Origin of the sequence: Pseudomonas sp. Je.1.5.c, assembly GCF_051129895.1 — a bacterium.
In the GTDB taxonomy this organism is placed as follows: domain Bacteria; phylum Pseudomonadota; class Gammaproteobacteria; order Pseudomonadales; family Pseudomonadaceae; genus Aquipseudomonas; species Aquipseudomonas urmiensis.
On record NZ_JBCPSP010000010.1, the window covers coordinates 67,415 to 81,259 of the forward strand.

Below are 13,845 nucleotides of genomic sequence, written 5' to 3' on the forward strand. Positions count from 1 at the left end.
CTGTAGCAGATAATGTCCCTAAGACGCATCATGGTCACTGCGGTGCGCAACCTGCACCCAGTGACCCTCTCTCCCTCCCCCCGCATCAACATTCTTTACGGCGCCAACGGTAGCGGCAAAACCAGTGTTCTGGAAGCCGTCTATCTATTGGGCCTGGCTCGCTCCTTCCGCAGTACTCGACTGAACCCTGTTATCCAATACGAGCAGCCAACCTGCACCGTGTTTGGCGAGGTTCAGTTGGCCGAAGGTGGTACCAGTAATCTAGGTGTTTCGCGTGAGCGACAGGGGGAGTTCTCCATCCGCATTGACGGGCAGAATGCCCGCAGTGCTGCTCAATTGGCAGAGCTGCTGCCGTTGCAGTTGATCAACCCAGACAGCTTCCGCTTGCTCGAAGGCGCACCGAAAATTCGGCGGCAGTTCCTCGATTGGGGTGTGTTCCACGTGGAACCACGCTTCATGGCGGCCTGGCAACGTCTGCAGAAGGCACTGCGACAGCGGAACTCATGGTTGCGGCATGGTACACTTGACGCTGCTTCGCAAGCCGCCTGGGACCGGGAATTGTGCCTGGCCAGCGCGGAGATAGATGAATACCGTCGCAACTATATCAAGGCCTTGAAGCCCGTCTTCGAGCGAACCCTGAGCGAACTGGTCGAGCTGGATGGATTGACCCTGAGCTATTACCGCGGCTGGGACAAGGACCGGGAACTCAACGAAGTACTCGCCTCTTCTCTTCACCGTGACCAGCAAATGGGCCATACCCAGGCCGGTCCTCAGCGTGCTGATTTACGTCTTCGTATTGGCGCAAACAACGCTGCGGATATCCTGTCCCGTGGGCAGCAAAAACTTGTGGTGTGTGCATTGCGCATCGCCCAAGGCCACTTGGTCAGCCAAGCCCGTCGCGGTCTCTGTATCTATCTCGTGGATGACTTGCCGTCCGAACTGGACGAGCAGCACCGCCGCGCATTATGCCGCTTGCTTGAAGAATTACGCTGCCAGGTTTTCATCACCTGTGTAGATCACGAATTACTGAGGGAAGGCTGGCAGACGGAAACGCCAGTTGCTTTGTTCCACGTGGAACAAGGCCGTATCACCCAGACCCACGACCATCGGGAGTGAAGGCATGAGCGAAAATCAAACGTACGATTCCTCCAGCATTAAAGTGCTGAAAGGGCTGGATGCCGTACGCAAACGTCCCGGCATGTACATTGGCGACACCGATGATGGTAGCGGCCTGCACCACATGGTCTTCGAAGTGGTCGACAACTCGATCGACGAAGCCCTCGCCGGTCACTGCGATGACATTACCGTCATCATCCACCCAGACGAATCCATCAGTGTTCGCGACAACGGTCGCGGCATTCCGGTCGACGTGCACAAAGAAGAAGGTGTATCGGCGGCTGAGGTCATCATGACCGTCCTGCACGCAGGCGGTAAGTTCGATGACAACTCCTACAAAGTTTCTGGCGGTCTGCACGGGGTTGGTGTTTCCGTTGTTAACGCCCTCTCTGAGCAGCTGATCCTTACTGTTCGCCGCAGCGGCAAGATCTGGGAGCAGACCTACGTGCATGGTGTGCCTCAGGCACCTATGGCCGTAGTCGGTGAAAGTGAAACCACCGGTACCCACATCCACTTCAAGCCGTCGGCTGAAACTTTCAAGAACATCCACTTCAGCTGGGACATCCTCGCCAAGCGTATCCGCGAGCTGTCCTTCCTCAACTCTGGTGTTGGCATCCTGCTCAAGGATGAACGCAGCGGTAAAGAAGAGTTCTTCAAATACGAAGGTGGTCTGCGCGCGTTTGTTGAATACCTCAACACCAACAAGACCCCGGTGAACACGCAGGTCTTCCACTTCAATGTCCAGCGTGACGATGGTGTCGGTGTCGAAGTCGCCCTGCAGTGGAACGACAGCTTCAACGAAAACCTGCTGTGCTTCACCAACAACATTCCGCAGCGCGACGGTGGTACTCACCTGGTGGGCTTCCGCTCTTCGCTGACCCGCAGCCTGAACGCTTACATCGAGCAAGAAGGCTTGGCCAAGAAGAACAAGGTCGCGACCACCGGTGACGACGCCCGTGAAGGTCTGACTGCGATCATCTCGGTCAAGGTGCCAGATCCGAAGTTCAGCTCGCAGACCAAGGACAAGTTGGTTTCCTCGGAGGTGAAGACCGCCGTGGAACAAGAGATGAACAAGTACTTCGCCGATTTCCTGTTGGAAAACCCCAACGAAGCCAAGGCGGTGGTCGGCAAGATGATCGACGCTGCCCGCGCTCGTGAAGCAGCGCGCAAGGCACGCGAGATGACCCGTCGCAAAGGCGCATTGGATATCGCTGGCCTGCCGGGCAAATTGGCCGACTGCCAAGAGAAGGACCCTGCCCTCTCTGAACTGTACCTGGTGGAGGGTGATTCGGCAGGTGGTTCGGCCAAGCAAGGTCGTAACCGTCGAACCCAGGCGATCCTGCCGCTCAAGGGTAAGATCCTTAACGTCGAGAAAGCACGCTTCGACAAGATGATCTCGTCCCAGGAGGTCGGTACGCTGATCACCGCACTGGGCTGCGGCATTGGCCGCGAAGAGTACAACATCGACAAGCTGCGCTATCACAACATCATCATCATGACCGATGCTGACGTTGACGGTTCGCACATCCGTACCCTGCTGCTGACCTTCTTCTTCCGTCAGTTGCCGGAGCTGGTCGAGCGTGGCTACATCTATATCGCTCAGCCGCCGCTGTACAAGGTCAAGAAGGGCAAGCAAGAGCAATACATCAAAGACGACGACGCCATGGAAGAGTACATGACGCAGTCGGCCCTGGATGACGCCAGCCTGCACTTGGACGAATCGGCACCTGCGGTTTCCGGCGTACAGCTGGAAAGCCTGGTGAACGATTTCCGCGGTGTGATGAAAACCCTCAAGCGTCTGTCGCGCCTGTACCCACAAGAGCTGACCGAGCACTTCATCTACCTGGATGAAGTCACCCTTGAGCAGCTGGGCGATCACGCGCACATGGAAAACTGGTTGGCCAAGTTCCAGGCGCGCCTGAACAACAGCCAGAAGTCTGGCCTGGCCTACAAAGCCAGCCTGCGTGAAGACAAAGAGCGCAATGTCTGGCTGCCGGAGGTGGAGATCACTTCGCACGGTCTGGCCAGCTACATCACCTTCAACCGCGACTTCTTCGGCAGCAACGACTACCGCACCGTGGTCAACCTGGGTGGCAAGCTCAGCACTCTGCTCGGCGAAGGTGCGTATGTGCAGCGTGGCGAACGTCGCAAGGCGGTCACCGAGTTCAAGGAAGCCTTGGACTGGCTGATGAACGAAACCGCCAAGCGTCACACCATCCAGCGATACAAAGGTCTGGGTGAGATGAACCCGGAGCAGCTGTGGGAAACCACCATGGACCCAACCGTGCGCCGCATGCTCAAGGTCACCATCGAAGACGCGATCGCTGCCGATCAGATCTTCAACACCCTGATGGGTGATGCGGTGGAACCACGCCGCGACTTCATCGAAAGCAATGCCCTGTCGGTGTCCAACCTGGACTTCTGATCAGGTGTAGTTTCACCGACAAGCTGCATGAAAAAGCCCGCGTAAGCGGGCTTTTTCATGAGTGCCAGAGCCATCTGAGCGACAAGTATTGAACTGTCTAATTCAGCGCCCAGCCGCTTCATCCTTTATTTCGCTCCAACTGCTGTCGGGGTCGAAACGCGTTATCGCAGCCGCGCGCTTGGCACTGTCACGGCCGAGGTCTTTCTCGAACAATTCACCGTCGTGGCTGATCATAAAACTCATGACGCCAGTGTCCGCGTAGTTCGCCGGCCAGGCGATCACGGCAAAGCCGCGGGTCATGTGATCGCCGATCTTGTAGTCATAGGCGCCACCTGGTGCCGAAGGGCCTTGGGCGGTGAGAATCCGATAGTGATAGCCATGCCAGTCATCACGCTTGGCGGCATCACCGAATAGCGGCCCGAGTGGACTTTCTTCGACGCCGTCCACTTCCGGCCAGTACAGCCCGTCGAACGCCCCGTCGCTACTCATGAACTTCTGCGCGTACTCGAGCAGCCCATCGCCATTGCGATCAATTTCGGCGTAGTCCATCTGCGCGTCGTGATAGGCACGGGCTGCTTGAATGGTCGCCAATTCGTTGCGGCCGATGCGGCGCTGGCGGATTTCCTCGGCACCTGCTTTGGTGTCGAAAGCCCAACCGCCAGCACTGTGTCTGATGGGAATTGGGAAAATCCAGGGTGTGTTGCCGACCACCAGATGTGCACGCTTCTGGCTATCGGACTGAACCTGGTGGGATTCCTTGTAGAGCGAGAGAAAGGCATCCACATCTTTACGATCGACGTCCTTGGTCGGGATATAAGTGTTCCAGTCGTTGCCGAGCAAGTTTGCCAACTGTTGGCTATCGGCCTTTTCACTACCCAGGGCCTGCACCAACGCTTCGCCTGCCGCCTCCGCGCTTGGGAAGTATTTCTGAGCGTAACTGCTGGAGGTCCAGCAAAGGAGCAGCACCAGCGCAATCCGACTAGCCGTTTTCATGACTGACTCTCCTCTCAGCGGCGACGGCCGCCACCGCTGGATTGCATGCGCACGGGTCGTTGCATCTGATGGCCGGCGGGTGCTGCACTGGGGCGGCGGGCGCTACGTTGACTGATCTGGCCACGGTTGCTTGCCATGCGTGCCTGCGAAGGGTTGCGCACATCGGCCAAGGCATTGTTGCGCGGCGCCTGGGCGCGAGCATGTTGCTGGCGGACTTGCTGGCGTGCTTGTTGATTACGCTCCGACGGCTGATGCTGGCGAGTTTTCAAAGGTGCCTGCGCGCCAGGCTTGTGCTGGCGGTCGGCGACCTGTGCGCGCTCGCGGGCGCTAGCGGGCTGGTTGATGCCCTGTTTTTCCAGGCTTTGTTGAGAGCGCTCACGCTCTGCACTCTGCACCCGTTGGCGGGCTTCGAGGTTGCTGGTTGCCGGTGCTTCGATGCCACGCCGGGCGAGACTTTCTCGGGCGCGCGCGCGATCTTCGACACGCGCCGGGGTGTCACCGCGATAGGCTGTGCGCTCTGCGCTGCCGGGCAAGCGCCGGTCGAACTGGGCTCGACTGGCTTGATCGCGGTAGGGGACGCCGTCGCGATAGGTAGGATTATGGCGCCAGTTGTTCTGGTTGGCTTCGAGCCTGCGGTTGACGTTGTTGATGTTGTTGTAGCGATTGACGTTGATATCAACGTCATGATCGTCCCAGTCGCAATCCCCCCACAGAGAATTGACGATGGCTACGCCGGCACCGAAAGCCAGGCCGGTCGCCAATGCCGTACCAATGGCATACCCCGGCGGTGGCGGATAGTACGCTGGTGGGTAGGACGCAGCGGACCAACTACCGTAGACCACAGAGGGGTTGTAGCTTGGGACGTATACGACCTGGGGGTTGGTCGGCTGGATAATGATGGTTTGTGCCGACGCGCCAGCTTGCCCCTCTGTAGTCGTGCCGCCTGCTTGAGCGTTTGAGGGTTGCACGATAACCCTCTGCTTATCGTTCGACTCCAGGTGGCCAGCAGCCTTGGCCTTAGCGCGCAGGCGCTGTACCGAATTCATCACCGCGTCGGGCTGGGCGAGAAAGGCATCGCCGACTCGCTGCACCCAGACTGGGTCCTGGCCAAGTGTGGCTAGCACCTGCGGGAAAGCCACCAACGATTGCACGCTGGGGTCCCAAGGTTGCTCGGCGACCTGCTGGACGGCGGCATCGCCACTGACGTTCGGATGCGCCTTGGACCAGGCAACCGCGTCGACGACATTGCCGGGATAGGTGGTTGCCATCAGCACCTGAGCCAGTAAAGCATCCGGGTACAGGGCCAACGGTGCAAGCATCTGATCAAGCTGTTCGGTGTTGAACACCTGCTCGCTGGGCGCGGCCGCAGTGGCAGGTACAGCTGCAGGTACCGGCGCCGGGGCCGTTGCCTTAGGTGGTGCATCCTCTTCGGAACAGCCCAAGAGCGCGAGCATGGTGATGGTGAGCAGGATCGCCCTGTGAAGGCAGGCAGACATGACGATGCTCCTGTAGCTGAGGGACAGAGCGGAGCGTCAGGCGCCCAACGGGTTACCGGGTCGGCAATCGACGCATGGAAGGCTCAGAGCAGTATCAGCGTAGAAGAAAATTTCTCTGCCGGCGGTTCGGCGTCCGACAAGCCCGCTCCCACAAGGTGCGCTGAACCCGCTTACAGACCCAGCTCACGCAAGCGCCGATAAAGCGTCCGCTCGCTCAACCCCAGATGTTGGGCCAACTCACTACGCGACCCTTGGAATTGCTCCAGCGCCAGCGCCAGCTCGCCCAGTTCGTTGCGGCTGCGGCGTGGTGTAGCTACGTTCTGCAGGGGGCCAATGTCGTGCGGCAAATGTTCTGGCCGAATCAAGCCGTCGTCGGCAAACAAGCGTGCCCGTTCGAGAATATTGCGCAGCTCGCGAATATTGCCTGGGAACGGATGCAAGCTGAGCCGTTGTTGCGCTTGCGCAGTTAGCGTGGTGGATTGCGCGCCAGCCATGCGCTTCAACAAACTCTCGGCCAGCATGGGCAGATCCTCTACCCGTTCGCGCAGGGCAGGCAGCCGGATTGGAAAACCGCTGATGCGGTAGTACAAGTCTTCACGAAAGGTGCCCGCAGCGACCATTTCCTTGAGTGGTTTGTGGGTGGCAGAGACCAGGCGAAAATCCGAGTGCACCGTGCGCAGGCTGCCGACTGGGCGGAAACTGCCGGACTCGATCAGGCGCAGCAGCTTCACCTGCATGGCCAATGGAACCTCACCAATTTCATCGAGGAACAACGTGCCGCCATGCGCCGCTTCGGCCAAACCGATCTTGCGCTGGGTGGCTCCGGTGAAGGCGCCTTTTTCGTAGCCGAACAATTCACTCTCGAACAGGCTCTCGGTAAGACCAGTGCAGTCGACCACAACCAACGGCCCATTGGCGCGCAGGCTACCCAAATGTAGGGCGCGGGCAAAAAGCTCTTTGCCGGTTCCAGACTCACCCTGGAGCAACACCGGGATCTGCGCTGGGGCGGCTCTTTGCAAGCTGGCCAGGGCCGTCTTGAATGCCGGAGCACGGCCTACCAGGCCTTGCTGTTGCGGCTGGGCGGAGGCGAGCGTCACGGTGTTCAGACGCTCGACGAAGGCGACCACCCTACCCTGTTCATCCAGGATCGGCCGTAACTCGACGTCCACATGCTCAGGCCCACGAGGAGTGTGATGGATGTGCAGCACCCGCTCCGGCACCTTGCTGTCCCACGCCTTGCGCATCGGGCAGTGTTCGCCGGCCTGGTCGCAGGGGACAGCGTAGTGGTGGGATACCCGGTGGCACTTCTCCCCCAGCGGTGCGTTGTCGTTGATGCCGAACTGGCGGCGGTAGGCGGCATTGGCGGCGAGGATGTTGTAGTCGGTATCGAGCACGATGGACGGATGCACGTCGTGTTCCAGATACGACACTAGCGCAAGGATCGCGGGTTGGTTGGCAGAAGCTGAAAACGCGGACATGACCAGGACCGGAAGAGAGTACATCGCGGAGGGTAGCAAGGACTGCCAATCACTGCCATTAGCTGCCAGTCGACTGCCAGGTCTGGCATTGGCAGTCGAGAGCACATGGATAGGAACAGGCTGCGCAGCGTGTTCTTCGGGGTAAACCCGCTGGCTAAAACCCTGATGAGTAGGGCTTGAACACTCACTCTATGCTTAATAGCAAGGCACCCGTGGTTTCGGACCAATGCCCTGGCATGCATCTTGATAAAGCACTGTTTACTGCCTACGCCTCTAACAAGGCGCGGCGGATAAATCTGGAGAGTGCAATGATCATCGGCAGTAACATCTATGTGGAAGCCTTGTTCGACGAGGCCACCTCGACCATCAGTTACCTGGTCATGGATCGCCAGACCCAGGAGTGCGCGTTGATCGACAGCGTGCTCGACTATGACCCCAAGTCCGGGCGCACCAACACTGCCTCGGCGGACAAACTGATTGGCAGGGTCCAGGCGCTGGATGCCAAGGTGCACTGGATTCTTGAAACCCATGTGCATGCCGACCACCTTTCTGCGGCGGCCTACCTCAAGGAAAAGCTCGGTGGCCATATCGCCATCGGTGCACGTATTACTCAGGTACAGAAGACCTTCGGCGCCCTGTTCAATGCCGAGCCTGGCTTTGCCCGCGATGGCAGCCAGTTCGATGTATTGCTCGAAGATGAACAAGTGTTTCTGATCGGCACGCTGCGCGCGCGCGCCCTGCATACCCCAGGGCATACCCCGGCGTGCATGAGCTACGTGGTCGAGGATGCTGGCGAGATTGCGGTGTTCGTTGGCGACACCTTGTTCATGCCCGACTACGGCACTGCCCGCTGCGACTTCCCTGGCGCCGATGCCCGCACGTTGTATCGCTCGATCCGCCGTTTGCTGGCCTTCCCCGATCAGACCCAGCTGTTCATGTGCCATGACTACCTGCCCAATGGCCGCGCACTGCGTTATGTCACCACCGTGGCCGAGCAGCGCGCCAACAATATCCACATTCATCAGGGCATCAGCGAGGACGAATTCGTGGCCATGCGCGAAGCGCGTGACGCGACGTTGGACATGCCGGTGCTGATCCTGCCCTCGGTACAGATCAACATGCGCAGCGGCCAGTTGCCTGAGCCGGAAGATAACGGCGTGCGCTACCTGAAGATCCCCCTCAACAAACTTTGAGCCCGCTATCGCAGGGCCCGCTCCCACGCAGAGACAGAGAGCTAACGTGTGAGCAGGCTTGCCCCGCGATAGAAAAAGAGCAGCTACCTCGATCAACAAGGAACATTTAAATGCCTGCGTCGCCGTCCACTTCCGCCAGCCCGCGCACCGATCACCACAAGGTGGTGATCATCGGTGCCGGGGCTTCGGGCATCGCCACCGCTTCGAGCCTGATAAGCCGTGATCCTTCGCTGGACATCGCCCTGATCGATCCTGCCGAGGTGCATTACTACCAACCAGGCTGGACCATGGTCGGCGCCGGTGTGTTCAACGCACCCAGCACCGCTCGCACCATGGCCTCGACCATTCCGCGTGGGGTGCGCTGGATCAAGGCCAGCGTGCAGGGTTTCGATCCGGTCGCGCAGCTGGTGATGCTCGAGGATGGTCGCGCGGTCAGTTACGAACAGCTGGTGGTATGCCCCGGCCTCAAGCTCGATTGGAACGCCATCGAAGGCCTGAGTGAGACCCTGGGGCGTAACGGCGTCACCTCCAACTACCGCTATGACCTGGCGCCCTATACCTGGGAGCTGGTGAAAAACCTCAAGCAAGGTCGCGCGCTGTTCACCCAGCCACCGATGCCGATCAAGTGCGCTGGCGCGCCACAGAAGGCGTTGTACCTGTCCTGTGATCACTGGTTGCGTCACGGCCATCTTGGCGCGATCAAAGCCAGCTTCTTCAATGCCGGCGCGGTGCTGTTCGGGGTAGCGGACTACGTACCGGCACTGATGAGCTACATCGACAAGTACAGTGTCGACCTCAACTACGCCCAGCGGCTGGTCGCCGTGGACGGCCCCGGCAAGCGCGCTACCTTCCTGCGCAGCTTGCCCGATGGCAGCACGCAGACACAGGTCGAACCCTTCGACCTGTTGCATGTGGTGCCGCCGCAAGTTGCCCCTGACTTCATCCGGAACAGTCCGCTGGCCGATGCGGGTGGCTGGGTCGATGTCGATCCGCACACCTTGCGCCATCGTCAATTCGCCAACATCCATGGTCTGGGCGATGTGATCAACACCAGCAACGCCAAGACCGCCGCCGCAGCGCGCAAGCAGGCGCCGGTGGTGGCGAACAATGTTTTGGTGGCGCTCGGCAGGCTGCCTGCCCTCGCCCACTATGACGGCTATGGCTCCTGCCCTCTGACCGTGGAGCGCGGCAAGATCGTCCTCGCTGAGTTCACCTATGGTGGTAAGGTCGCGCCGAGTTTTCCGCGCTGGTTGCTCGATGGTCGCCAGCCAACCCGATTGGCCTGGCTGCTCAAGGCACGGATCCTGCCGCCGCTGTACTGGCGTGGCATGCTCAAGGGACGGGAGTGGCTGGCCAAGCCGCAGCCGATGGTGATCGAGGGGCAGCAGTGATCGAGCATCAACTGCTCGGCACGCTGCTGGGCACAATCATTGGCGCAGTGCTGGCGCTGACCGGCGCTGGCGGCGGCATCCTCGCAGTGCCGCTGCTGGTGTTCGGCCTGGGCCTGACCATGGTCGAGGCGGCCCCGGTCGGGTTGCTGGCGGTGGGCCTAGCGGCGGCGGTCGGGGCGGTGTTGGGTTTACGCCAGGGCTTGGTGCGCTATCGGGCGGCGCTGTTCATTGCGGTGATCGGCATCGTCGCTGCGCCGTTCGGCTTGATGCTCGCCCACAGTCTGCCCAACACGCCATTGGCGCTGGTGTTCGCTGTGGTGCTGGTTTACGCCTGCCTGCGCATCGGACGCAAGGCGGCGCGCGAACTGCGCGGTCAGTCGCCATGCGGGGAACGGCAGATCATGCCCTGCGTGCTCAATCCGTTGCAGGGCCGACTACGTTGGACCCTACCCTGCGCGCGTGCCCTTGCCTTCACCGGGGCGATGTCTGGATTGCTTTCAGGGTTACTGGGCGTCGGCGGTGGGTTCGTCATCATCCCTGCGTTGAACCGCTACACCAATCTGGACATGAAGAGCATCGTCGCCACCTCCCTGGCGGTGATTGCCCTGGTCTCCACCGGCAGTGTGGTCAGCGCCAGCATTGCCGGCGTCATGCACTGGCAGGTCGGTGCCCCGTTCGCAGTGGGCGCGGTACTTGGCCTGCTGCTGGCGCGACCTTTGGCTGCCAAGCTTGCCGGGCCACGCCTGCAGCAGTTGTTCGCCATCGTCGGCATCGGCGCTGCACTGCTGCTGGCGGGCAAGGCGCTACTCGGCTAGCAGGTCTGCCTGCTCGGCTGCGCACAGGGCGAGCAGGTAATCCCAGACCACCCGCAGGCGTACTGATTTGTGCAGCTCGCGCCGGGTGCAGATCCAGTAGCTGCGCTGGATTGTCTCACTCGGCAGCACGCGCACCAGGGTCGGGTCATGCCGGGCCATGAAGTTCGGCAGCACGGCGATACCCAGGCCAGCACGCGCTGCGTGTTGCTGGGCGATCACGCTGGTGCTGCGGAACACCACATTCGGCGCCCGGCAAAAGCTGTTGAGAAACAGCAGCTCCTGGCTGAACAGCAGGTCGTCGACGTAGCCAATCCAGCTGTGCCGGGCCAGGTCCTCGCGGGTCTGCAGCGGTGGGGAACGGTCGAGATACTCGCGACTGGCGTAGAGCGCCAGGCGGTAGTCGGTGAGTTTGCGGGTGATCAGCAAATCGGCGTTGGGCCGCTCCAGATGGATGCTGATTTCCGCTTCGCGGTTAAGGATGCTGACGAAGCGCGGCACCGCCACCAGCTCTACCTCCAACCCCGGGTAGCGCTCGAACAGATCGCTCATGCGCGGGGTGAAGAACATGATGCCGATGCCTTCGGTGACCCCTAGGCGAATCTTGCCTAGCGGCGTAATCGCCTGGGTGATTTCCTCCTGCGCCAGCAGCGCGACATTTTCCATGGCCTCAGCATGCTTGAGCAGGGCCTGACCGGAAGGCGTCAGTTCATAGCCCTGGGCATGCTGGACGAACAGTGCCGTACCCAAGCTTTTTTCGATGTTCTCGATATGCCGGGCGACGGTGCTGTGGGTGGTATTGAGCCGCTTGGCAGCGCTGAGCAGGCGACCGCTGCGCTGCAACTCGAGGAAAAACCGCAGATCATTCCAGTCGAACATGCTGATCCTTGTGCGTGATGGCGAGGGTTCTGAGCGCGGCCGTCGAGGCACTACGCAGGAGGATGCAGGACTCGTATGGCTCGTGGGACTCGTAGATCTCGTTGGACTCGTAGATCTCGTGGGAGCGGGCTTGCCCCGCGATAGCGATGGTGGCAGCACTACTGCTGTCGCGGGGCAAGCCCGCTCCCACATGCATCCGTCAAATATCGCTCCCACGCGCCTCGCATGCGCCCATACCCGCCCCACACTACCGACTCTCGCAGCTACCTGGGCTGTGCTAAAACGCACAGCCGTTGCGCAAAATCTCGTGTTTCCTCTGCGAAATTACTCACTAAGATGAAGGGCGACAAGAATAATAATCAGGCGCGAGGTTACACATGCCATCAGCCGATTCTGTCTACGACTACGTGGTCGTGGGCGCCGGTCCCGCCGGTTGCCTGCTGGCCAATCGTTTGTCCGCCGACCCTAGCTGCCGCGTGCTGCTACTCGAAGCGGGCGGGCGCGACAACTATCCGTGGATTCACGTTCCCGTCGGTTACCTCTATTGCATCGGCAATCCGCGCACCGACTGGTGCTTCAAAACCGAAGCGCAAGCCGGCCTGGCCGGTCGCAGCCTAGGTTATCCACGGGGCAAAGTGCTGGGTGGCTGTTCATCGATCAACGGCATGATCTACATGCGCGGCCAGGCGGCGGACTACGACCGCTGGGCTGAGCAAGGCAATGCCGGCTGGGCCTGGAGCGATGTGCTGCCGCTGTTCAAGGCCAGCGAGAATCACTTTGCCGGCAGCAGCGACAGCCACGGCGCCGACGGTGAATGGCGGGTCGAGCAACAACGCTACAGCTGGCCGATTCTCGATGCCTTCCGCGATGCCGCCGAGCAAAGCGGGATCGCCAAGGTCGATGACTTCAACACCGGTGACAACCAAGGCTGTGGATACTTTCAGGTCAACCAGCGCAGCGGCGTACGCTGGAATGCGGCCAAGGCCTTTCTGCGGCCGATCCTCAAACGCCCCAACGTCACCATCCTGACTGATGTCCAGGTTGATCAGGTGCTGCTCGACAACACCCGTGCGACCGCGGTCAAGGCCCGTTGGCAAGGCGCCTGGCATGAGTTCAAGGCGCGCCGGGAAATCATCCTCTGCGCAGGATCTGTCGGCTCGCCAGGCATTCTCCAGCGTTCCGGGATAGGCCCACGCAAGCTCCTCGAAGGCTTGGGCATCGGCGTTCGGCATGACATGCCCGGCGTCGGCGGCAACCTGCAAGATCACCTGCAACTGCGCCTGATCTATCAAATTCGCAACACCCGCACCCTCAACCAGATGGCCAACAGCCTGTGGGGCAAGATGGGCATGGGCCTGCGTTATCTGTATGACCGCAGCGGCCCCTTGGCAATGGCTCCAAGTCAGCTGGGTGCGTTCGTACGCTCCAGCCCTGATCAGGCTACCGCCAATTTGCAGTACCACGTCCAGCCGCTATCGCTTGAACGCTTCGGCGAGCCGCTGCACCGCTTCCCTGCTTTTACCGCATCGGTCTGCAACCTGCGCCCAGCCAGCCGTGGACGCATCGATATCCGCTCTGCGGACATGAATGCCGAACCCCTGATCGATCCCAATTACCTCAGCGATCCGCACGACCTGCGTGTCGCCGCCGACGCTATCCGCCTGACCCGGCGTATCGTCCAGGCCCCTGCCCTGGCGGCGTTCGAGCCCCAGGAATATCTGCCAGGCCCCGCCCTGCAGAGCGAGCAACAACTGCACGAGGCGGCCAGCAAGATCGGCACCACGATCTTCCACCCGGTTGGCACTTGCCGCATGGGTAATGGGCCGCTGGACGTTGTGGATAACCAGCTGCGCGTGCATGGCATTCCCGGTCTGCGCGTGGCTGATGCGTCGATCATGCCGCAGATCGTTTCCGGCAATACCTGTTCACCCACACTGATGATCGCCGAGAAGGCGGCACAACTGATCCTCAAGGGGGCTGCTACCCAGACCAACCTCAGCGACGCAAGCGCGATACCGACGCCCTGACCAGGCGCGTGCAACAACCGGCGGCTTGTGGTCAG

At 60.7% G+C, this 13,845-nt stretch carries 10 protein-coding genes; 6 read left to right on the forward strand and 4 right to left on the reverse strand.

The annotated features are described in order from the left end of the window. Window positions 1-12: 12 nt before the first annotated feature. Window positions 13-1,116, forward strand: coding sequence for a DNA replication/repair protein RecF (gene recF, locus AAZU54_RS10740; RefSeq protein ID WP_186553126.1), 1,104 nt, complete (start codon window positions 13-15; stop codon window positions 1,114-1,116). 4 nt (window positions 1,117-1,120) lie between these two features. Further along, window positions 1,121-3,541, forward strand: a complete 2,421-nt coding sequence (gyrB, locus tag AAZU54_RS10745; RefSeq protein WP_186553127.1) for a DNA topoisomerase (ATP-hydrolyzing) subunit B — start codon at window positions 1,121-1,123, stop codon at window positions 3,539-3,541. 102 nt (window positions 3,542-3,643) lie between these two features. On the opposite strand, the gene AAZU54_RS10750 is transcribed toward gyrB, so the two are convergent. From AAZU54_RS10750 to AAZU54_RS10760, 3 genes are all read right to left on the reverse strand, one after another. Next, window positions 3,644-4,534 carry a DUF2950 domain-containing protein gene (locus AAZU54_RS10750; RefSeq protein WP_186553128.1) on the reverse strand — a complete coding sequence of 297 codons (891 nt, stop codon included), beginning with the start codon at window positions 4,532-4,534 and terminating at the stop codon, window positions 3,644-3,646. A 14-nt stretch (window positions 4,535-4,548) separates the two neighbouring features. Then, window positions 4,549-6,030: a DUF3300 domain-containing protein gene (locus AAZU54_RS10755; protein ID WP_434727139.1), complete on the reverse strand. Its 1,482-nt coding sequence runs from the start codon at window positions 6,028-6,030 to the stop codon at window positions 4,549-4,551. A 170-nt stretch (window positions 6,031-6,200) separates the two neighbouring features. Further along, window positions 6,201-7,508 carry a sigma-54 interaction domain-containing protein gene (locus AAZU54_RS10760; RefSeq protein ID WP_225915640.1) on the reverse strand — a complete coding sequence of 436 codons (1,308 nt, stop codon included), beginning with the start codon at window positions 7,506-7,508 and terminating at the stop codon, window positions 6,201-6,203. A 308-nt stretch (window positions 7,509-7,816) separates the two neighbouring features. On the opposite strand from AAZU54_RS10760, the gene AAZU54_RS10765 reads away from it, so the two are divergent. From AAZU54_RS10765 to AAZU54_RS10775, 3 genes are all read left to right on the forward strand, one after another. Continuing rightward, window positions 7,817-8,701 carry an MBL fold metallo-hydrolase gene (locus tag AAZU54_RS10765; protein ID WP_186553131.1) on the forward strand — a complete coding sequence of 295 codons (885 nt, stop codon included), beginning with the start codon at window positions 7,817-7,819 and terminating at the stop codon, window positions 8,699-8,701. Between the two features lie 110 nt (window positions 8,702-8,811). Continuing rightward, window positions 8,812-10,092: an NAD(P)/FAD-dependent oxidoreductase gene (locus AAZU54_RS10770; RefSeq protein WP_186553132.1), complete on the forward strand. Its 1,281-nt coding sequence runs from the start codon at window positions 8,812-8,814 to the stop codon at window positions 10,090-10,092. Beyond that, entirely contained in the window at window positions 10,089-10,907 is an 819-nt protein-coding gene (locus tag AAZU54_RS10775) for a sulfite exporter TauE/SafE family protein (protein WP_392467377.1), read from the forward strand. Before AAZU54_RS10770 ends, AAZU54_RS10775 begins: the two co-directional genes overlap by 4 nt. Here the strand turns inward: AAZU54_RS10775 and AAZU54_RS10780 are convergent. Further along, window positions 10,896-11,783 (reverse strand): LysR family transcriptional regulator, encoded by an 888-nt coding sequence (locus tag AAZU54_RS10780; RefSeq protein WP_186553134.1) that lies wholly within the window; start codon window positions 11,781-11,783, stop codon window positions 10,896-10,898. The genes AAZU54_RS10775 and AAZU54_RS10780 overlap by 12 nt on opposite strands. A 377-nt stretch (window positions 11,784-12,160) precedes the next feature. Between AAZU54_RS10780 and AAZU54_RS10785 the strand changes: the two genes are divergently transcribed. After that, the gene (locus AAZU54_RS10785) at window positions 12,161-13,810 is read left to right on the forward strand and encodes a GMC family oxidoreductase (protein WP_405129191.1); all 1,650 of its coding nucleotides are present in this window, start codon (window positions 12,161-12,163) and stop codon (window positions 13,808-13,810) included. Window positions 13,811-13,845: the final 35 nt, after the last annotated feature.